Genomic DNA, 19,581 nt, shown 5'->3' on the forward strand with positions numbered 1-19,581 from the left:
ACTACCCTATTTTGGATTCCTGCTTTCCCAGGAATGACAAATCATTCTTAATTACTAATGAAAAAAGATCATTTCAAATCGCAAATTCTTCAAGGAATTCCTTCGGAATTACCCGCCACCAAAGCATATCCGAAAAATGGCAACCCAGCCCCAAAACGGAAGGACATCCTCTCCAAAGAAGAGAAAAAATTGGCCGTAAAGAATGCGCTACGGTATTTCCCAGAAGCTTGGCACGCAACACTAGCTCCGGAATTTGCTGAGGAGCTGAAAACTTACGGCCGTATTTATATGCATCGGTTCAAGCCCGATTATGAAATATATGCCCGACCTCTTTCGGAATACCCTGCCAAAACACATCAGGCTGCGGCGATTATGCTGATGATTCAAAACAATTTAGATCCTACCGTGGCACAGCATCCCGAAGAATTGATTACCTACGGCGGCAATGGGGCGGTTTTCCAAAACTGGGCGCAATACCTGCTCACGATGAAATATTTGGCGGAAATGACCGAGGAGCAGACTTTGAATATGTACTCTGGCCATCCGATGGGACTTTTTCCATCGTCCAAAGAAGCGCCACGAGTGGTGGTTACCAACGGGATGATGATTCCCAATTACTCCAAACCCGATGATTGGGAAAAATACAATGCACTTGGCGTCACCCAATACGGGCAAATGACAGCGGGCTCCTATATGTACATTGGTCCACAGGGCATTGTCCACGGAACGGCCATCACAGTCATGAATGCGTTCCGAAAAGTATTGACGCAAAATGAATCTCCCGAAGGCAAGATTTTCTTGACCGCTGGATTGGGAGGCATGAGCGGTGCCCAACCCAAAGCAGGAAACATTGCGGGGGGCATTACCATTTGTGCCGAGGTCAACCCCGAAGCTGCCAAAAAACGCCACGACCAAGGTTGGGTGGATGAGCTTTTGGTGGATTTGGATCTATTGGTAGTGAGAACCAAAGAAGCTGTAAAAAATAAGGAAGTGGTTTCGTTGGCCTACATCGGCAATGTAGTTGACGTTTGGGAACGTTTTTTTGAAGAGGACATTTTCATTCATTTAGGTTCTGACCAAACCTCATTGCACAATCCTTGGGCGGGTGGCTATTATCCCGTTGGGCTTTCTTTTGAAGAATCCAACATCATGATGGTGGAAAATCCAGAGGCTTTCAAGGAAAAAGTGCAAGAATCGCTGCGAAGACAAATCACTGCTATTAATAAGCATACGGCAAAAGGCACCTACTTTTTTGATTACGGCAATGCCTTTTTGTTGGAAGTTTCCCGAGCGGGCGGCGATGTGATGGCCGAAAACAATATCGATTTCAGATATCCGTCCTACGTGCAGGATATTTTGGGGCCCATGTGTTTTGACTACGGTTTTGGTCCGTTCCGATGGGTCTGTACCTCGGGCGACCCCAAAGACCTTCAAAAAACCGATGCCATTGCCCTTGAGGTGATGAAAAAAATCAAATCCGAAGCTCCCGAAGAAATCCAACAGCAGATGCAGGACAACATCAAATGGATTTCGGAAGCGGAACAGAACAAATTGGTAGTAGGTTCACAGGCTCGAATCCTCTATGCCGATTCCGAGGGACGAAGCAAAATTGCAGATGCCTTCAACACGGCCATTGCCAAGGGAGAAATTAGTGCTCCCGTAGTTTTGGGGAGGGACCATCACGATGTGAGCGGCACAGATTCTCCCTTTAGGGAGACCAGCAATATTTATGACGGAAGCAGGTTCACCGCCGATATGGCCATTCAAAATGTGATTGGCGATAGTTTTAGGGGCGCCACTTGGGTTTCCATCCATAATGGTGGCGGCGTTGGCTGGGGAGAAGTGATCAACGGCGGATTTGGAATGGTCCTTGATGGTTCCGAAGAAGCCTCCAACCGATTGAAGAAAATGTTGTTTTTTGATGTGAACAATGGGATTTCCCGTAGAAGTTGGGCCAGAAACAAGGAAGCTCGCTTTGCCATTGAACGGGAAATGGAACGCTCTCCAAATTTAAAAGTAACTTTGCCCCATCTGGTGGAATCTGATATTTTGGACAATCTTTTTTAATACCATGAAACATTACCAACCCCCGAAACAAGACCTTTGGACAGGTAGAATCTCCAATAAATGGCTGTATCTGCATGAAAAAGTGCATTGCACACCCTTGGAGGAACTTCCTGAAGCCCAGAAAAAATCCATTGCTCTTTTGGGCTACGCCTGTGATGAAGGGGTGCGAAGAAATCAAGGTCGTGTTGGTGCCCTGGATGGCCCCGATGTCATCAAAAGCAGTTTTGCCAAGATGCCCAACCATTTGGGGAGCAATGTACGGTTGCACGATGTGGGTTCGATTATCTGTGATGAGGGAGATATGGAAGCTGCCCAAAATCAGCTTACCGAAGCTGTCAATTTACTTTTAGAAAGAAAACAATTCCCTATTGTTTTGGGCGGTGGGCACGATGTGGCTTATGGTCACTATAACGGTATCAAAAAATATCTGGATTTCAAAAAAGAAGGACAAACCATCGGTATCATCAATTTTGATGCACACTTTGATTTGCGGAAAAACACAGAGCAGAGCAATTCGGGCACCCCGTTTTATCAAATTGCCAAAGACTGTGAAAAAGAGGGTGTTGATTTTAACTATCTCTGTCTGGGCATCCGAAAGGACGCCAATGATAGAAACTTGTTCCAAACCGCAAGGGACTTGGATGTCATCTATGTAATGAACGACACCTTTCAAATTCCACTATTAAATGAAATCACCACCTGGATCAATGCCTTTGCCAAAAATGTGGACCATATTTATGTGACCATCGATTTGGATGGATTCTCTTCTGCCTATGCTCCCGGGGTAAGTGCGGCTTCGCCTATGGGTTTTACGCCCCACATGGTTTTGGAATGCTTGAAAACCATTATTGGCTCTGGAAAATTGATCAGTATGGACATTGCCGAGATGAATCCGAAATATGATATTGACGGGCAAACGGCAAAATTGGCCGCCTCGCTAGTGCATCATGTGGCACATGTTGTTTCGGGAAGTTGACGGTACTTATTTGTCATTCTGAGCCTTTCGGCTACACTCAAGACGGGCTTTGCGAAGAATCTATTGTTCAGGGAAATATAATTGGCTTGACACGAATTGCACGAATTACCACAAATGCTTTGTTATTTGTCAGGTCGAGCGCAGTCGAGACCTTTGGTAGCAAGACCTCTCGACTGCGCTCGAGGTGACAACTTTATAATTTATTAGGAAAAGATTCCGCTCTGCAGCGGAATTTGTTCGACCTACCGGTCTCACAAACAAAAAAAGCCTTCCAAATGGAAAGCCTTTCATTGGCGAGCATCGGTTTGATGCTTCAACCTGATTCCAATCATCGCGACTGGAATCCAACACAACGGTACAAAGATAGCAAAGCTTTTCAAACTTGCCGTCTTTTCAAAAAAAATCAGGCTAAAACCATTCCAAAGGAACATACTTGACATTCGGGGCAGCGTTAATGGTTTGACACTAATGGCACGAATTTTCACTAATCATTGAAAACTAGTTGGTGTCAGGTCGAGCGCCCGCCTGCCGGACGGTCAGGCAGTTGAGACCCAAGTTTAGGACAGGTAGACTCAAGACTTCCCACATTCGTTCGAAATGACACGGAGGAAAGATTCTTAGTCCAAGAATAAAAACAATATGTCATTTCGAAACGAGGAACATAGTGACGATTAAGAAATCTATCGCTTACACCGCCTTGATCACATAAGTGACCACTCCCCAAATCAATAGGTCACTGTCCTTGGAAACCTTGATGGGTTTGTAATTTTTATTCTCGGGCATCAATGTAATAGTGTCTTTTTCAATGCTCAACCGTTTTACGGTGAATTCCCCATCCAAAAAACAAACGGCTATTTTGCCATGCTCCGCTTCCAAACTTCTATCGATGACCAAGAGATCTCCATCATCCAGTCCGGCCCCAATCATGGATTCTCCGCTCACGCGTGCGTAGAAAGTCGCTTCTTTGTTTTTGATCAAAGTTTTGTCCAAACTGATGCGTTTTTCCTTAAAATCATCTGCTGGTGAAGGAAATCCTGCTGAGATGGCATTTCTGGACAATGGCATCCCCAAACCCTGTTCTTCATTTGGGGCAAAAAAAGTAAGTGAATCTGTTTCTGGCGATTTTTTTGAGGTCATTTCACTTTTATGATATCATTGATGTTTGTGGTATATTTTGGGGAAAGGTGTTCTTGGCGCATCTTCCAAGTCCTTTCCAAATCTTGATTGGCTATTTTCATTTTGCTGATGCCATATTTGTTGTTTATGCCGTCCATCACCTGCATAAGTCTCTGGTGTTTTGGGTTTTCGGACAGGAAGAGATCCAATTGCCTTGCATTGGTAGGTACCAGTCCCGATACGATCACTCCTGCCTTTTTGTATTTGATTCCTGGTTTGAATATGGAGACCGCGGCCTTGACGGCGTAGTTGCTTATGGTCAGGCTGGAATCCGTAGCATAGGGCAAGGTAACAATAAGACTTCCCCTATCCTGTGGCTCATTTTTTTTATGCCTGTCACTTCTCAAAAGTACAACAAGATAGTTGCAACTGCTTCCTTGGCTCCGCAATTTTTCGGCACAACTGGTCGCGAAGGTGGATATTCGTTCTTTAATGTTTTCAATATCGGAATAGGTGTTTTCAAAGCTTCGCGTGGTAGCTATGACCTTTTTATCGCGGGTGTCATCATCCAAATCCAATGTCGGGCTTCCCTCCAAATCTTTTTTTAGTCTAAGGCCAATTATGCCCATTTGTTTCCGCACCCATTCATCCGACAATTGGGTAAAGTCATAAGCCGTTTTTATGTTTCTGCTCTCAAGTCGTTTCAGGTTTCCACGCCCTATCCCCCAAACACTCTCGATCTTGGTCCATTTTAATGCTTTTACCCGTCTCTCCTCGGATTGAATTACATACACACCCCCAGTTTTTGATTTCAGCTTTTTGGCAATTTTATTGGCGACCTTGGCCAGGGCTTTTGTTGGGGCAATTCCTATGCTGATGGGGATTCCCGTACACTTTTCCACACTTCTTTGGATTTCCCTGCCGTAAGCATCAAAGTCGTAGTTCTTGAAACCATCAAACTTTAAAAAAGCCTCATCCACACTGTAGACCTCCATATCTGGCGTGAATGTTCCGAGAATATTCATCACTCTGGCACTCATATCTCCGTACAGGGGATAATTGGACGAAAAGACCTTGATCTTGTTCTCCTTGCAAAATTGTCTGTACTTAAATTCCGGGGCGCCCATGGGCAGTCCAAGTGCCTTTGCCTCATCGCTGCGCGAGATGAAACAACCATCGTTATTGGACAGAATGGCCACGGGAACATTGTTGAACTGGGGCTGAAAGGCCCGTTCACATGAGGCATAGAAGTTATTGCAATCTACTAGGGCGAACATACTTTAAAATACTCGATTTTTGCTAAATTACATAGGAAATCCATTGCAATTCAAATCAAAGGTAACTACGCTCAACATAGAATTGCCCGAAATGATGAAAATTAATTATCCCACACCAAAATCCTATATTAGAGCATGGAAAAAGAGATAAAGCGCAAGGTTTCCCTCACTGGGGACATCAAATTTACGGGACTGCGTCTAAAAGAACCCATGCAAACCTCAGCAGGTCTTTTGGGGGTTAAAGAAGCCTTACGACATACTTTTAAGGAAATGGGCATTGTCCGTTCCATGCGTAGTCTCTTGGAAATGAACCAAGAAGATGGCTTTCGCTGTCCCAGTTGTGCTTGGCCCGTTCCCGAACATCCCTCAAAAATTGCGGAATACTGCGAAAATGGAGCCAAAGCACTGGCGGACGAAGCCACCAAAGAACATATTGGCGCGGAATTTTTTGCAAAACATTCCGTGGAAGAACTATCCCAACTCAGCGATTTTGAACTCAACAAATTGGGACGTGTGGTTGAACCGATGGTCCTTAAACCGAACAGTGTTCATTACGAGCCCATTTCTTGGCAGGATGCTTTTGAATTGATCTCGGATGAATTGCACTGCTTGAAAAACCCAAATGAGGCTATTTTTTATACTTCGGGCCGATCCAGCAACGAAGCCGCTTATCTCTACGGCATGTTTGCCCGTGCTTTTGGCACCAACAACATGCCCGATTGTTCCAATATGTGCCACGAATCATCTGGGGTGGCACTTTCCGAAACCTTGGGGATTGGGAAAGGTTCGGTTAAACTGGATGATCTGTATGGGGCGGAAGTTATTCTGGTCGTGGGACAAAACCCAGGCACCAATCACCCGAGAATGCTATCGGCCCTGGAAAAGTGCAAAAAGAATGGTGGTAAAATCATCAGTATAAATCCATTGGCAGAAACGGGACTGGTCAACTTTAAAAATCCCCAAAATATTTCGGATATGTTGGGCAACGGACAGCCTATTGCCGACATTCACCTTCCTGTCAAAATCAATGAGGATATTGCTTTGGCAAAACTGATCTTGAAGAAGCTGGTCGCTCTCGATGCTAAAAATTCCAATATTATCAACCACGAATTTATTGTGGAATATGTTGATGGGTATGATGATCTGTTGAAAGATTTAGACCGTTACAATACAGAAAGCCTCCAACGCAGAAGTGGGGTGTATATGCACAAAATTGACAAGGTTGTGGAATTATTGGCCGAAAATTCCAAGATTGTCATCTGCTGGGCCATGGGAATCACCCAGCATAAAAATGCTGTGGAGTGCATTAAGGAATATGTGAATATTTTATTGTTGAAGGGTGCTGTGGGCAAACCCTTTGCGGGAACCTGTCCGGTTAGGGGCCATAGCAATGTGCAAGGTGATCGTTCGGTGGGGATCATGCATTTTGTGAACAAGACTTTGAACGAGAGAATCCGGGAGTATCTCAATTTTGACCCACCAACCGAAAAGGGATATGATACGGTGGAAGCCATTGAGGCCATGCACGATAAAAAAGCCAAGGTTTTTGTTTGTTTGGGCGGTAATTTTTTGATGGCAGCATCGGATACAAAATATACTGCGGAGGCCCTACAAAATTGTGATTTGACGGTTCAGATAAGTACCAAACTGAACCGAAGTCATTTGGTCACAGGCAAAACCGCACTCCTACTCCCCACTTTTGGGCGTTCCGAAAAGGATGAGAAAAATGGAGTGCTTCAATTTTTGACCATGGAAAGCAGTATGGGCAAGGTTCGGCAAAGCAAAGGCTTGTTGAGGCCAGCATCGGAACACATTAAAAGTGAACCTGAAATCATTTCGCTCTTGGCCCATACGTATTTCAGGGGCGACCATTCCATGAATTGGTATGCATTGGGCCAGGACTACAATCTTATCCGAAATCTTATCGATAAGACCGTAAAAGGGTTTGAAAAAACGAGTGAACAGTCCAAAGGGTTTGGGTATTACCTCCCGAACAATGTTCGTGAACGTGATTTTCGGATGCTACCGAACGCCAGGGCACAGTTATCCATTACCTCTTTGCCCGACCATCAGCTGAATCCTGATGAATTGCTGTTGATGACCATACGGTCCCATGATCAGTTCAACACCACCATTTATGGATTGAACGATCGTTACCGTGGCATCCACAACGAGCGCCGCGTAGTTTTTATGAATGAAGAGGATATGGTGGAGAAACATCTGACCAAACTGGATGTGGTTCATCTACACAGTAATTATGACGGCATCAAACGCACCGCAGAAAAATTTATGGTTGTACCCTATGAAATCCCGAAAGGAAACATGGCCGCTTATTTTCCTGAAACCAATATGTTGGTTCCCCATAATCATTTTGCTGATAAAAGCCAGACACCCATCAGTAAATCCATTAAGGTAACGGTAGAAAAAGTTTCTTTATCTTGATTATTTAAATGCCTGGATTCCGGTAATATCCGCTCCGGTAATCAAGAGATGGATGTCGTGAGTACCTTCATAAGTGATCACGCTTTCAAGGTTCATCATGTGGCGCATAATGCTGTATTCGCCAGTAATCCCCATTCCACCCAATATCTGTCTTGCTTCGCGGGCTATTTTAATGGCCATTTCCACATTGTTCCGTTTGGCCATGGAAATTTGTGCCGTAGTGGCCTTCCCTTCATTTTTTAACTGTCCCAAACGGAAAGCCAATAATTGGGCCTTTGTAATTTCGGTAATCATTTCGGCCAATTTTTTCTGCTGAAGCTGGTATGCGGCAATGGGTTTCCCGAATTGAATGCGTTCCTTGGCATATCGGAGTGCCGTATCATAACAATCCATGGCGGCACCAATGGCTCCCCAAGCAATGCCATAACGGGCGGAATCCAAACAACCGAGTGGTGCTCCAAGTCCGTTTTTACCCGGTAACAAATTTTCTTTGGGCACTTTTACATTATCAAAAATAAGTTCGCCTGTGGCCGATGCCCGCAACGACCATTTGTTGTGCGTCTCAGGTGTGGAAAAACCTTCCATGCCACGTTCCACGATGAGTCCATGAATGCGCCCTTCTTCATTTTTGGCCCACACCACGGCTATATCGGCAAAGGGTGAATTGGAAATCCACAATTTGGCACCGTTCAACACATAATGATCGCCTGCATCCTTGAATTTGGTTTCCATCCCTCCTGGATTGGATCCATGGTTGGGTTCAGTAAGTCCAAAACAGCCCATCCACTCCCCTGTTGCGAGTTTAGGCAGGTATTTTTTGCGTTGCTCCTCCGTGCCATAGGCAAAAATGGGATACATTACCAAGGATGATTGTACGGAAGCAGTGGAACGCACCCCACTATCTCCCCGTTCTATTTCTTGCATGATCAATCCATAGCTGATCTGATCTAAGCCAGCCCCGCCATATTCTTCTGGAATGTAGGGTCCAAACGCACCGATTTCAGCCAATCCACCGATAATCTGTTTGGGAAATTCCGCTTTTTGGGCGTATTCCTCAATGATGGGGGAAATATCACGCTTTACCCATTGACGGGCAGCATCGCGAACGAGTTTATGTTCCTCGGAAAGCAAATCATCGAGATTGTAGTAATCTGGGGCTTCAAATAAATCGGGCTTCATCAAGAATAATTTTATTTGTAATTGATTTCGCATCTTGCTTCGACTTCCTGCCCGTCTGGCAGGCGGGCGCTCAGCAACTGTGCGGAATGACAGCTCATCCTTTAGGGTGCGCCATCAAATATAATGACGAAATATAACATTTCATCGGTTCATTGTTACATTTTTAAATAAAATGCTTGGGTCAATTCAATGTATTCTTTGGTGTATTGGTGCCGGCTCTCCTCTATTATCAAATTATTGATGTTTGGTTTGACCTCATCAAAACTAAATTCCATCAAACTCCTTTTAAAATCAGTCTCGGGATTTCCCTTTACCCGAGTGATTCGGTTTGGAAATAATCTTTCTTTTTTGGCAAGATCGGTAAAATAAGACTCCTCTTTAAAGGGAACGATCACCGCAAAAATCCCATCTTCATTCAAAAGTTTTGCTGCTCCCTCAACTAATTCCCCAAAAGGCAGCGAACTGCTTTGTCTTGCCTTGTCCCGCGATTCACTTCCACTGGCCACATCTTCGGAATAGAAAGGCGGATTGGAAACAATCAAGTCGTACTTATCATCCATTTCATCCACAAATTCATCAAAACCGGCGTGGTAACAGAACAGTCGGTCTGCCCATGGTGAAGCTTCAAAATTTGTGACACATTGTTCATAGGCATCATCATCCAGTTCAATGGCATCAATGACTTCTGCTGACGAACGTTGGGCCATTTGCAAGGCAATGAGTCCGGTTCCCGCACCTATATCCAGAATGGATTCCGGCAGCTTGTCCAGCGATGCCCAAGCACCCAACAACACCCCATCCGTCCCCACCTTCATGGCGCATTGGTCTTGTTGAATGGTAAATTCTTTGAATTTGAAAGGTTTCATTGAATCAAAGGTAAGGCAAAGCATTGTAAACAATTTACAACCATCAATTGAAATAAGGTATCCATCAGTTCATATAGGCCATCCGTTAATTTGCAGGGTGATAAGTCGGATGAATATGGTTATTTCGCTAGCAATTTACGGGGAAGAGCCCCAATTAAATCATTACCAAATTATCTAAACTTATTGATTATGAAAAAAATCTTTTTTGCACTCCTACTTATGCTAGCCGTGGTTCAAGTATCCCAAGCGCAAGAACAGGGTAAATTCCGTGTAGGACTAGACTTAGGGTACACTATGCCAGATGGCGGCGGCGGTGTTTTGTTCGCCATTGAACCAAAAATCAACATTGCCGACAATATGAACGTAGGTATACGCTTTGAGTCTGCTGCCATGGCGAAAAATGTTGAAGCTGGCCCTGTTTCTGCGGAGGCTAGTTTGACCGCAAGCATGTCCTATTCAGGTACCTTTGATTACTATTTCAATTCGGGAAGCTCCTCTTTTGCTCCATTTGTTGGTGCTGGTATGGGCTATAGTTCTTTGGGCAGCATTGGCTTTGACATAGACGATATTGAAGAAGCCGAAGGTGATGCAGACCTTGAGGTCGATGGTAAATTTGGTGGTCTATTGAGAGCTGGCTTTGAAGCTGGCAAATTTAGACTCGCCGCTACTTATAACCTTATCGGCAAAACCGACTTGGGTGAAGGTGCCGAAGTCAAAAACTCCTACTTGGGCATATCATTAGGTTTTTACCTTGGTGGCGGCAAGTGGAAAAAATAATGTTTCGTCTAGTTTTATTGAGTCAATAGGGAGGCATTAATTTGCCTCCTTTTTGTTTTTAACCCAGATATAAATCCACCAAACCTTCGGGGGTCTTCACAAAAATTGTCCTATTCTTGCGGTCAACCTTATTGATTATTTCATCGCTGACAGGAATCAACAATTCCGTGTCTCCTTTTTTAACTTCAAATAAATCTTGTGAAGTACTATCGTTAATGGATTCCACAACACCAATATCTCCATGAACCTCATCCATTAGGGTAAAACCAATTACCTCATGAAAATAAAACTTGTTGCCTGTTAGTGGGGGGAGCATAGTCAGAGGAAGGTATAATTCGGAACCAATAAGCTTATCCGCAGTAGGTTCGTCCTTTACCTCTTCAAAATCGATGCGCAGCAGATTGGATTTGTGCAATCGACATTTATCAATAAAAAATGGAACCAGGTTGTTTCCTAATGAAACAAGTACTGATTCCATATTTTCGTAACTATCGGGCTCATCGGTGTCCAGTTTAACCAGCACCTCACCCTTAAAACTATATTTTGAAACGACTTTGCCCAGGTAGAAGCAGTCTTCCTTGCGCATCGTCCTACGTTTCTATTCTTCTTTTTTGGAAGGTTCCTCTTCAGCAGGAGCTTCTTCTGCAGGAGCTTCAGCTTCGGCAGTGGCCTCCTCTGTAGCGGCTTCGGCAGTCTCTTCGGCAGCTTCTTCAGTTACTTCTTCTTCTGGCAAAGCAGCGGCAGCTCTCTTAGCGTTCGCTTCCTTCTCAGCTTCCAATGCTTTGGCTCTGGCCTCGGCTTCAGCTTTGGTCAAACCTTCTTTCTTGGCTTGGATTTTTTGCTCTTTCTCTTCCAACCAAGCTTTGAATTTCTCCTCAGCCTGCTCTTCGGTCATTGCGCCTTTGCGAACACCTACCATCAAGTGGTGCTTCATCATCACTCCTTTATAAGAAAGAATTGCTCTAACTGTGTCGGTTGGCTGTGCACCGTTCTGCAACCATTTTACAGAACCGTCAATATCAAGATTGATTGTGGCTGGATTGGTGTTTGGGTTATAAGTTCCCAACTTCTCCAAATATTTACCATCTCTTTTCGCTCTTACATCTGCTGCGACCACCCAATAGAATGGTTTACCTTTTTTACCGTGTCTCTGAAGTCTAATTTTAACTGGCATATCACATTAATTTGTAGGGTGCCCGACCCTGGTTATTAATTCTTTTTTGCCGTCAGTGAGCGTAGTCGAACTGAAAGCGGGTGCAAATATAATCCAAATCCATTAATCCCCAACTCCTTTTTGCTATTTTTATTGGTTGATAACTCCTCACAACTCTTTTTTATCAAACCTTTCTTCTTCCGTATTTTTATTCATTCTTTTTTTGACCAAGACAGATAGCTTATGTACTTGATTTTTGATACGGAAACCACTGGTTTGCCCAAACGTTGGGACGCCCCCATTACCGATACCGATAATTGGCCAAGATGCGTCCAGATAGCATGGCAGTTGCACGATGAGCTCGGTAATTTAATAGAACACCAAGACTTTTTGGTAAAGCCCGAAGGGTTCAACATACCTTACGAATCGGAACAGATACATGGCATCTCCACCGCCTTGGCCGAAGAAAAAGGCGTTCCGTTGAACGAGGTGTTGGAAGCCTTCAACAAGGCTTTGCAACAGACAAAATTTATTGTGGGTCAAAATGTAGGGTTCGACATTAACATTATGGGGTGTGAATTCCACCGTGAAGGCGTGGAAAGTCCAATGACCGAACTCCCAGTACTCGACACCTGTACCGAACATACCGCAGAGCTCTGTAAAATACCCGGGGGACGTGGTGGAAAATTCAAATTGCCTACCCTGACCGAACTGCACGAGTTTTTGTTCGGGGAACCATTTGCCGAAGCACACAACGCAACGGCCGATGTGGAAGCCACCACACGTTGCTTTTTGGAGTTGGTCCGTAAAAAACAATATTCCCACCAAGAACTAGACGTTCAACCCGATTATTTTGAGCGTTTCTCCGAGGCCAACCCGCAGGAAATAGAGCTTATCGGGTTAAAGCACATCAACCTAAAGGCCGCATCAAAAAAAATTGCCGACGCCCTTTGGGCAGAAGATACGGGTGGTGTTTCCGACGAGGAAATCCAAGAGAACGTGGAGACTTTGGAAGACGAGCCTTTTGTCCACCTGCACAACCACTCCCAATTCTCCGTGCTTCAGTCCACCATCAACATAAAAGATTTGGTAAAGGCCACGGCCGACCATGGCATGCCTGCAGTTGCCCTTACCGACCATGCCAACATGATGGGCGCTTTTCATTTTGTGAAGGAAGTAATGGGACACAACAAAGCGGCTAAAGCCAAAAATGAAGAACTCATAGCCAATGGGGAACAACCTACCGAAAAAGAAATTACCCCCATTGTAGGTTGCGAATTTTTTGTCTGCGAGGACCACACCAATAAAAACGTAAAGGACTACGGGCATCAAATTGTGCTCTTGGCCAAAAACAAAAAAGGGTACCACAATCTGGCTAAAATGTCATCCATTGCCTATACCGATGGGTTTTATTACGTGCCCAGAATCGATAAAAAAGTTGTTGAACAATACAAGGAAGATATAATTGCCCTTACCGGAAACCTGTATGGTGAAGTCCCCAACAAAATTTTAAATGTTGGTGAAAAACAGGCCGAAGAAGCCCTTTTGTGGTGGAAAGAGCAATTTGGCGACGATTTTTACATCGAAATTATGCGCCACGGCCAAGAAGACGAAGATCGTGTAAATCAAGTTTTGGTACGGATGGCCAAAGACCATAATGTAAAACTCGTCGCTACCAACAACACCTATTATTGCAATAAAACAGATGCCGAGGCACACGATATTTTACTGTGCGTAAAGGATGGGGAAAAACAATCCACCCCCATCGGGCGAGGCAGAGGTTACCGTTACGGCCTTCCCAACCAAGAGTACTATTTTAAGTCTTCGGACGAAATGAAGGAACTCTTCAAAGACCTACCCGATGCTATTTTGAACATCAAGGAAATTGTGGACAAAATTGAGCCCTTCGACCTTGCCAGTGATATTTTGCTTCCCAAATTCAGTATCCCAGAAGAGTTTAAGGACCCTGAAGATGAAGTTGATGGTGGTAATCGCGGTGAGAATGCCTACCTGAGGCATATCACATATAAAGGAGCCGAAAAACGGTACGGAGAACTTACGGATCAAATCAGGGAACGGATAGATTTTGAGTTGGAAATCATTAAAAACTCAGGCTATCCGGGCTACTTTTTGATTGTAGAAGATTTTATCCGCGAAGCGCGCAATATGGATGTGTCCGTAGGGCCCGGGAGGGGTTCCGCAGCCGGTTCTGTGGTGGCATACTGTTTGACGATTACCAACATCGACCCCTTAAAGTACGATCTGCTTTTTGAGCGGTTCCTGAATCCGGACAGGGTATCGATGCCCGATATCGATATTGATTTTGATGACGAGGGCCGTAGCCGCGTTATGGACTACGTAATCAAAAAATATGGTGCCAATCAGGTGGCGCAAATCATCACATACGGTACCATGGCGGCAAAATCATCCATTAGGGATACCGCCCGTGTACTGGATTTGCCCTTGAGCGACGCCGACCGTATTGCCAAGTTGATTCCCAATATGTCCAAGCTCAATAAAATATTTGGGGTTGACGAAGCTGACCTCAAGAAAAAGTTCCGTGCCGATGACTTGGAAAAGGTGCATGAACTGCTCAACATTTCGGAAACCGATGATTTGGAAGGGCAAACCGTAAATATGGCCCGTGTACTCGAAGGTTCACTCAGAAATACGGGAATCCATGCCTGTGGGGTCATCATCACCCCGGACGACATCACCAATTTCGTACCCGTATCCGTAGCCAAGGATTCCGATCTTTATGTTACCCAGTTCGATAACTCCGTGGTAGAGAGTGCTGGTCTGCTAAAAATGGATTTCTTGGGATTGAAAACCTTGACCTTGATCAAGGATACGGTAAAAATCGTGAAGGCCAGAACTGGAATAGATTTGGTTCCAGATGATTTTCCGCTGGATGATGAAAAAACATACGAGCTTTTCCAACGAGGAGACACCGTAGGGATATTCCAATACGAATCCCCCGGGATGCAGAAGCACATGAAAAACCTGAAGCCTACGGTTTTTGATGACCTCATTGCCATGAATGCCCTGTACAGACCCGGACCCATGGAATACATCCCAAGTTTTATTGCACGTAAGCATGGTGAAGAGGAAATCACCTACGACCTCCCCGAAATGGAAGAATACCTGCAGGAAACCTACGGGATTACCGTCTACCAAGAGCAGGTGATGTTACTTTCACAAAAACTGGCCGGGTTCTCCAAAGGTGACGCGGATGTTCTGCGAAAAGCCATGGGTAAAAAGATTTTTGCCCTTCTGGAAAAACTAAAACCCCAGTTCTTGGACGGTGGGGAGAAAAATGGTCACCCACGTGATGTGCTGGAAAAAATCTGGAAGGACTGGGAAGCATTTGCATCTTACGCCTTCAACAAGAGTCACTCCACCTGTTATGCCTATATCGCATATCAAACAGCTTATTTAAAAGCCCACTACCCTGCTGAATATATGGCCGCCGTGCTGTCCAACAACATGAACGACATTAAGCAGGTGACCTTTTTTATGGAGGAGTGTAAGCGGATGGGACTGGAAGTTCTGGGACCGGACGTCAACGAATCCTACTACAAATTTGCCGTAAACAAGGACAATGCGGTACGTTTTGGCATGGGCGCCATTAAAGGTGTGGGGCGTTCTGCGGTGGAGACCATCGTGGAAAACCGCAAGGAAGAAGGCCCATACAAATCCATATTTGATCTGGCCAAACGGGTTGATTTGCGGGCGGCCAATAAAAAAGCATTCGAAAACCTGGCATTGGCTGGAGGGTTTGATTCCTTCGGGGACACGCACCGCGCACAATATTTTCATGATGATGGTGATGGCATTTCTTTCTTAGAAAAGGCAGTCAAGTATGGTTCCAAGTTTCAGGAGAACCAAAATTCATCACAAGTGAGCCTTTTTGGTGAAGCTAGTGAGGTTCAAATTCCCGAACCCATTGTTCCGCCTTGCGAGGAATGGGGCACCATGGAAAAGTTGCGTCGCGAAAAAGAAGTGGTGGGCATCTACATTTCTGGTCACCCCTTGGATGACTTCAAAAAAGAGATCAAGGCATTCTGCAAGAACACGGTGGCCGATTTCTCACGTTTGGAAGAGCATGTGAACCGAGAACTCACCGTTGCCGGTGTAATAACCGATGTTCAGCACCGCGTTTCCAAAAACGGTAAAGGTTGGGGGCTCTTCACTTTGGAAGATTACAACGATTCGTACGAATTGCGCATTTTTGGTGAGGAATACCTAAAGTTCCGTCATTTTTTAATGATCAACTCTTTTGTACATGTGCGGGCATTTGTACGCGAGGGCTGGGTAAACCGGGACACGGGCAAGAAAGGGGATCCAAGGCTTCAGTTCAACGATTTTAAACAGCTTCAGGACGTGATGGATGCCTTTGCGAAAAAGCTTACCATCAAACTGAACATAGATCGTCTGCAGGAACAACGTATCAAAACCTTGAAAGACACTTTAACATTACATAAAGGGGATCATCCCATAAGTTTTGTAATTTATGAGATGCAGGAGGAAATCAAACTCAAATTATCGAGCCGAAAACAAAAGGTGAAGATAAACAGCGAGTTACTTTCTGAATTGGAAGCACATGAAATTCATTACAAATTGAATTAGATCATAATTATTGTCAATGGCGCAATAATTAAAACGAATACGCCGTATGTAAGTTACATGGGCATTATTTGACTAACTTTGCATAATATTAAAATAAATAAGATGGCACTAGAAATAACAGATGCAACTTTTGATGAGGTAGTTTTAAAAAGTGACAAGCCTGTCCTAGTAGATTTTTGGGCAGCATGGTGTGGGCCTTGTAGAATGGTAGGTCCGATCATTGAAGAAGTAGGGCAAGAATACGATGGCAAAGCTGTTGTTGGTAAGGTAGATGTTGATGCAAACCAACAGTTTGCCGCTAAATATGGCGTACGCAACATTCCAACCGTTTTAGTTTTTAAAGACGGTGAGGTTGTTAACCGTCAAGTAGGCGTATCTCCTAAAAAAGTATATACAGATGCCATTGATGCAGCTCTGTAATAAGAATTAGGGAATTAGATTTTAAAAAAGGTTTGGCACTTGCCAAGCCTTTTTTATTTTATCTTGTCTGCACAAATTAGTTATGGACGTACGATCGGAACTTAGCAAAGCAACCCTTTTCCAAAATTTAGAGCTTTTGGCCCACCAAATTGTGGAAGGGTTTATCAGTGGAATCCATAAAAGTCCGTTCCACGGGTTCTCCGCTGAGTTTGCGGAACATAAAATTTATAACCCAGGGCAAAGTACCAGACATATTGATTGGAAACTCTTTGCTCGAACAGACCGCTTATATACCAAACGCTTTGAGGACGAGACCAACCTTAGATGCCATATGATCTTGGACAACTCAGCGTCTATGTACTACCCCGAAGTGAAAGAGTATTCCTTGGACAACCTCAACAAAATTGGTTTTGGGGTACTTTCCATTGCGGCATTGATGCAGGTTTTGAAGAAACAACGGGATGCCGTTGGCTTGAGCATCTATTCGGACACCTACGATTTCCACGCTTCGGAAAAGAACAGTGAACGCCATTTTCAAATGCTGTATTCCAAATTGAACGAAGTGGCCACGCATAAAACAAACACAAAAGAGACCAAAACCTACACGTTTCTACATCAAATAGCGGAGAAAATACACCGAAGAAGCTTGATTTTTTTATTTACGGATATGTTCCAAACGGAGACCGAAGAGGAAAAGCTTTTTGAAGCGCTGCGGCACCTTAAATACAACAAACATTCGGTGGTTCTTTTTCATTTATTAGATCAAGCCCACGAACTCAACTTTGATTTTGACAATGCCCCCAAACGTTTTGTGGATGTAGAAACAGGCGAGCAAATAGATTTGTACGCCGATTCCATTAAAAAAGCATATTCAGAAAAAGTGCTGCAATACCAGAAAAGCCTCAAACTAAAGTGTGCGCAATATCAAATAAAATATGTGGGCGTGGATGTTAGATCAGAGTTCTCCCAAGTACTGAATTCCTTTATGATTGAGCGGCAAAAATTTGTTTGATCATTTTTTTAAAAAAATGTTTTGCCGAATCCGAAATGAGAGTGTATATTTGCACTCGCTTTAAAAAAGCAATGAACAAGATTTGAATCTGACTGTTGTCGGAGTCTTACAAAGATAAAATCATTGGTCTGGTAGTTCAGTTGGTTAGAATACCTGCCTGTCACGCAGGGGGTCGCGGGTTCGAGTCCCGTCCAGACCGCTTGGATAGCGTTAAAAAATCCGCAAAAGCCTGTAAATGAATAATTTACAGGCTTTTTAATTTTATATATCTCCAAAACTCATCAAATAATATCATAAAAAAGGTGAGTCTCGCGGTGAGTCTGAGAACCCCTTTGAAAGACTCACCAATATCGCTATAATCGACTGTTAAAGAAATATTTACGCCGAAATTTTAACATTTGGTTTTTATACCTTCCGGTGAGTAATTCAAAACCCTCACCAATGTTTGCACCAATGAACATATTGTTCTATCCGAAAAAAATGGATTCGGACACCGATGGAAAAGTGACCATCTATGCCCGCATCACCGTTAACGGCAAGCGCAGTGAGTTCAGCCTTCGCAGGAGGGTCAAGGAGCGCAAATGGGATCCCAAGGCGGGGAAACTCAGGGAAATGATACGTGAGGTCTCCGATTTCAACAGATTCCTTGAAAACTTAAAAAACCGCTGTATTGAGATATATGACACCCTCCTGAAGGAAAAGGAGGATATATCCGCCTATATCATAAAAGATATTTATTTGGGCAAGGGACAGAAAGGAACATATGGTACTGGAGATCTTCGACGACCATAACAACAAAATGGAAAGTTTGATCGGGAAAGAATTTGATATTGAAAGATTGCAGACCGTAAAGGACATTCTCCTTTTCTGCTGCTATACGGGACTGGCCTATGCCGATGTTGAAAAATTGACCCAGGATGATTTGGTCAAGGATATCAACGAGCTAAAATGGATCAAGACCAAAAGGAAAAAAACCAAGGTTTTGAGCAGTATCCCGCTATTGACCATTCCAGATGTGATAATTGACAAATACAAAGAGTACCCTAGAGTGATTTCAAAAAGGATCTTCCTCCCGGTATATACCAATCAACGGATCAACTTTTATTTGAATGAAATTGCTGCAGCATGTAAAATCAAAAAACTTTGACCACACACTTGGCCAGACATACCTTTGCCACAACGGTAACACTCTCCAATGACGTACCCATATCAGTAAGTAAAATGCTTGGGCATACTTCCTTGAAAACGACCCACATCTATGCCAAGGTCTTGGGCAGCAAAATCTCTGACGATATGGAAAAATTAAAAAATGATCCTGCACTATTAGAGTTTGCAAAAACTATTTGAAACTTTTCTGTTCAATTATTATATATGCTTATACGTATCAATATTTGTTTGGGACCTGTTCATTACTTCTCTCAATATTGGTGCAATCCATAAACATCTCTTGTTCCAATTTTAAACATACAAAACATTAATTTTAATAGAATTTATTTTTTTGCTCCTCTATAAAAAGGATACAAACACCTATTTTCCAATAATTTTACCATAAAACAGGAAAATTAAATCGACTTTCAGATTTCAATGGGCTATAAAGCATAAATACTTGACTCATGATAGCATTTAAATGGACCTGACAACAAAAAGGATGGCCAAATTTCACACAT

At 43.7% G+C, this 19,581-nt stretch carries 16 protein-coding genes and 1 tRNA gene; 11 read left to right on the forward strand and 6 right to left on the reverse strand.

Annotated elements, in window-relative coordinates; all coding sequences use genetic code 11:
• The first annotated feature begins 57 nt into the window (after positions 1 to 57).
• Together AC13CS_RS13270 and hutG are read left to right on the forward strand one after the other, a co-directional pair.
• A complete protein-coding gene (locus AC13CS_RS13270) occupies positions 58 to 2,067 on the forward strand; it encodes a urocanate hydratase (RefSeq protein WP_293167108.1) in 2,010 nt (669 codons plus the stop codon).
• 4 nt (positions 2,068 to 2,071) lie between these two features.
• A complete protein-coding gene (gene hutG / locus AC13CS_RS13275) occupies positions 2,072 to 3,043 on the forward strand; it encodes a formimidoylglutamase (RefSeq protein ID WP_293167106.1) in 972 nt (323 codons plus the stop codon).
• 687 nt (positions 3,044 to 3,730) lie between these two features.
• Here hutG and AC13CS_RS13280 read toward each other — a convergent pair.
• Complete coding sequence (locus tag AC13CS_RS13280; protein WP_293167104.1) at positions 3,731 to 4,180, reverse strand: translesion error-prone DNA polymerase V autoproteolytic subunit; 450 nt, start codon at positions 4,178 to 4,180, stop codon at positions 3,731 to 3,733.
• Positions 4,177 to 5,436 carry a Y-family DNA polymerase gene (locus tag AC13CS_RS13285; RefSeq protein WP_293167102.1) on the reverse strand — a complete coding sequence of 420 codons (1,260 nt, stop codon included), beginning with the start codon at positions 5,434 to 5,436 and terminating at the stop codon, positions 4,177 to 4,179. Before AC13CS_RS13285 ends, AC13CS_RS13280 begins: the two co-directional genes overlap by 4 nt.
• Positions 5,437 to 5,571: 135 nt before the next feature.
• Here AC13CS_RS13285 and AC13CS_RS13290 point away from each other — a divergent pair, with 135 nt between their 5' ends.
• Entirely contained in the window at positions 5,572 to 7,878 is a 2,307-nt protein-coding gene (locus AC13CS_RS13290; protein ID WP_293167100.1) for an FdhF/YdeP family oxidoreductase, read from the forward strand.
• Here AC13CS_RS13290 and AC13CS_RS13295 read toward each other — a convergent pair whose 3' ends face one another.
• Entirely contained in the window at positions 7,879 to 9,057 is a 1,179-nt protein-coding gene (locus AC13CS_RS13295) for an acyl-CoA dehydrogenase family protein (protein WP_293167098.1), read from the reverse strand.
• 155 nt (positions 9,058 to 9,212) lie between these two features.
• Positions 9,213 to 9,923, reverse strand: a complete 711-nt coding sequence (locus tag AC13CS_RS13300) for a methyltransferase (protein WP_293167096.1) — start codon at positions 9,921 to 9,923, stop codon at positions 9,213 to 9,215.
• A gap of 189 nt (positions 9,924 to 10,112) precedes the next feature.
• On the opposite strand from AC13CS_RS13300, the gene AC13CS_RS13305 reads away from it, so the two are divergent.
• Positions 10,113 to 10,700 carry an outer membrane beta-barrel protein gene (locus AC13CS_RS13305; RefSeq protein WP_293167094.1) on the forward strand — a complete coding sequence of 196 codons (588 nt, stop codon included), beginning with the start codon at positions 10,113 to 10,115 and terminating at the stop codon, positions 10,698 to 10,700.
• 58 nt (positions 10,701 to 10,758) lie between these two features.
• Here the strand turns inward: AC13CS_RS13305 and rimM are convergent, their stop codons facing one another.
• The gene (rimM, locus tag AC13CS_RS13310; RefSeq protein WP_293167092.1) at positions 10,759 to 11,286 is read right to left on the reverse strand and encodes a ribosome maturation factor RimM; all 528 of its coding nucleotides are present in this window, start codon (positions 11,284 to 11,286) and stop codon (positions 10,759 to 10,761) included.
• Positions 11,287 to 11,298: 12 nt separating this feature from the next.
• On the reverse strand, positions 11,299 to 11,874 hold the full coding sequence (locus AC13CS_RS13315) for a 30S ribosomal protein S16 (RefSeq protein ID WP_293167090.1): 576 nt from the start codon (positions 11,872 to 11,874) through the stop codon (positions 11,299 to 11,301).
• Between the two features lie 222 nt (positions 11,875 to 12,096).
• Between AC13CS_RS13315 and dnaE the strand changes: the two genes are divergently transcribed.
• The 7 genes from dnaE (at position 12,097) to AC13CS_RS13350 (ending at position 19,261) form a co-directional block, all read left to right on the forward strand.
• Positions 12,097 to 16,482, forward strand: coding sequence for a DNA polymerase III subunit alpha (gene dnaE / locus AC13CS_RS13320; protein ID WP_293167088.1), 4,386 nt, complete (start codon positions 12,097 to 12,099; stop codon positions 16,480 to 16,482).
• Positions 16,483 to 16,584: 102 nt separating this feature from the next.
• Positions 16,585 to 16,902, forward strand: coding sequence for a thioredoxin (gene trxA / locus AC13CS_RS13325; protein ID WP_275649610.1), 318 nt, complete (start codon positions 16,585 to 16,587; stop codon positions 16,900 to 16,902).
• Positions 16,903 to 16,984: 82 nt separating this feature from the next.
• The gene (locus AC13CS_RS13330; protein WP_293167084.1) at positions 16,985 to 17,914 is read left to right on the forward strand and encodes a DUF58 domain-containing protein; all 930 of its coding nucleotides are present in this window, start codon (positions 16,985 to 16,987) and stop codon (positions 17,912 to 17,914) included.
• Between the two features lie 125 nt (positions 17,915 to 18,039).
• Positions 18,040 to 18,113: transfer RNA gene (locus AC13CS_RS13335), tRNA-Asp, on the forward strand.
• Positions 18,114 to 18,355: 242 nt separating this feature from the next.
• On the forward strand, positions 18,356 to 18,706 hold the full coding sequence (locus AC13CS_RS13340; RefSeq protein WP_293167013.1) for an Arm DNA-binding domain-containing protein: 351 nt from the start codon (positions 18,356 to 18,358) through the stop codon (positions 18,704 to 18,706).
• Positions 18,678 to 19,061, forward strand: coding sequence for a site-specific integrase (locus AC13CS_RS13345; protein WP_293167011.1), 384 nt, complete (start codon positions 18,678 to 18,680; stop codon positions 19,059 to 19,061). Before AC13CS_RS13340 ends, AC13CS_RS13345 begins: the two co-directional genes overlap by 29 nt.
• Complete coding sequence (locus tag AC13CS_RS13350) at positions 19,058 to 19,261, forward strand: site-specific integrase (protein ID WP_293167009.1); 204 nt, start codon at positions 19,058 to 19,060, stop codon at positions 19,259 to 19,261. The genes AC13CS_RS13345 and AC13CS_RS13350 overlap by 4 nt, the downstream gene beginning before the upstream one ends.
• Positions 19,262 to 19,581 lie beyond the last annotated feature (320 nt).

It is taken from the genome of Flagellimonas sp. B-3 (assembly GCF_056857835.1).

What these genes read in the sequence shown, in the direction of transcription:
- AC13CS_RS13340 (WP_293167013.1), top strand. Translation starts at nt 18,356, where the DNA reads ATGTTTGCACCAATGAACATATTGTTCTATCCGAAAAAAATGGATTCG.
- AC13CS_RS13345 (WP_293167011.1), top strand. Translation starts at nt 18,678, where the DNA reads ATGGTACTGGAGATCTTCGACGACCATAACAACAAAATGGAAAGTTTG.
- AC13CS_RS13295 (WP_293167098.1), bottom strand. Translation starts at nt 9,057, where the DNA reads ATGAAGCCCGATTTATTTGAAGCCCCAGATTACTACAATCTCGATGAT.
- AC13CS_RS13280 (WP_293167104.1), bottom strand. Translation starts at nt 4,180, where the DNA reads ATGACCTCAAAAAAATCGCCAGAAACAGATTCACTTACTTTTTTTGCC.
- AC13CS_RS13270 (WP_293167108.1), top strand. Translation starts at nt 58, where the DNA reads ATGAAAAAAGATCATTTCAAATCGCAAATTCTTCAAGGAATTCCTTCG.
- rimM (WP_293167092.1), bottom strand. Translation starts at nt 11,286, where the DNA reads ATGCGCAAGGAAGACTGCTTCTACCTGGGCAAAGTCGTTTCAAAATAT.
- AC13CS_RS13285 (WP_293167102.1), bottom strand. Translation starts at nt 5,436, where the DNA reads ATGTTCGCCCTAGTAGATTGCAATAACTTCTATGCCTCATGTGAACGG.
- AC13CS_RS13290 (WP_293167100.1), top strand. Translation starts at nt 5,572, where the DNA reads ATGGAAAAAGAGATAAAGCGCAAGGTTTCCCTCACTGGGGACATCAAA.
- hutG (WP_293167106.1), top strand. Translation starts at nt 2,072, where the DNA reads ATGAAACATTACCAACCCCCGAAACAAGACCTTTGGACAGGTAGAATC.
- trxA (WP_275649610.1), top strand. Translation starts at nt 16,585, where the DNA reads ATGGCACTAGAAATAACAGATGCAACTTTTGATGAGGTAGTTTTAAAA.
- dnaE (WP_293167088.1), top strand. Translation starts at nt 12,097, where the DNA reads ATGTACTTGATTTTTGATACGGAAACCACTGGTTTGCCCAAACGTTGG.
- AC13CS_RS13315 (WP_293167090.1), bottom strand. Translation starts at nt 11,874, where the DNA reads ATGCCAGTTAAAATTAGACTTCAGAGACACGGTAAAAAAGGTAAACCA.
- AC13CS_RS13305 (WP_293167094.1), top strand. Translation starts at nt 10,113, where the DNA reads ATGAAAAAAATCTTTTTTGCACTCCTACTTATGCTAGCCGTGGTTCAA.
- AC13CS_RS13330 (WP_293167084.1), top strand. Translation starts at nt 16,985, where the DNA reads ATGGACGTACGATCGGAACTTAGCAAAGCAACCCTTTTCCAAAATTTA.
- AC13CS_RS13300 (WP_293167096.1), bottom strand. Translation starts at nt 9,923, where the DNA reads ATGAAACCTTTCAAATTCAAAGAATTTACCATTCAACAAGACCAATGC.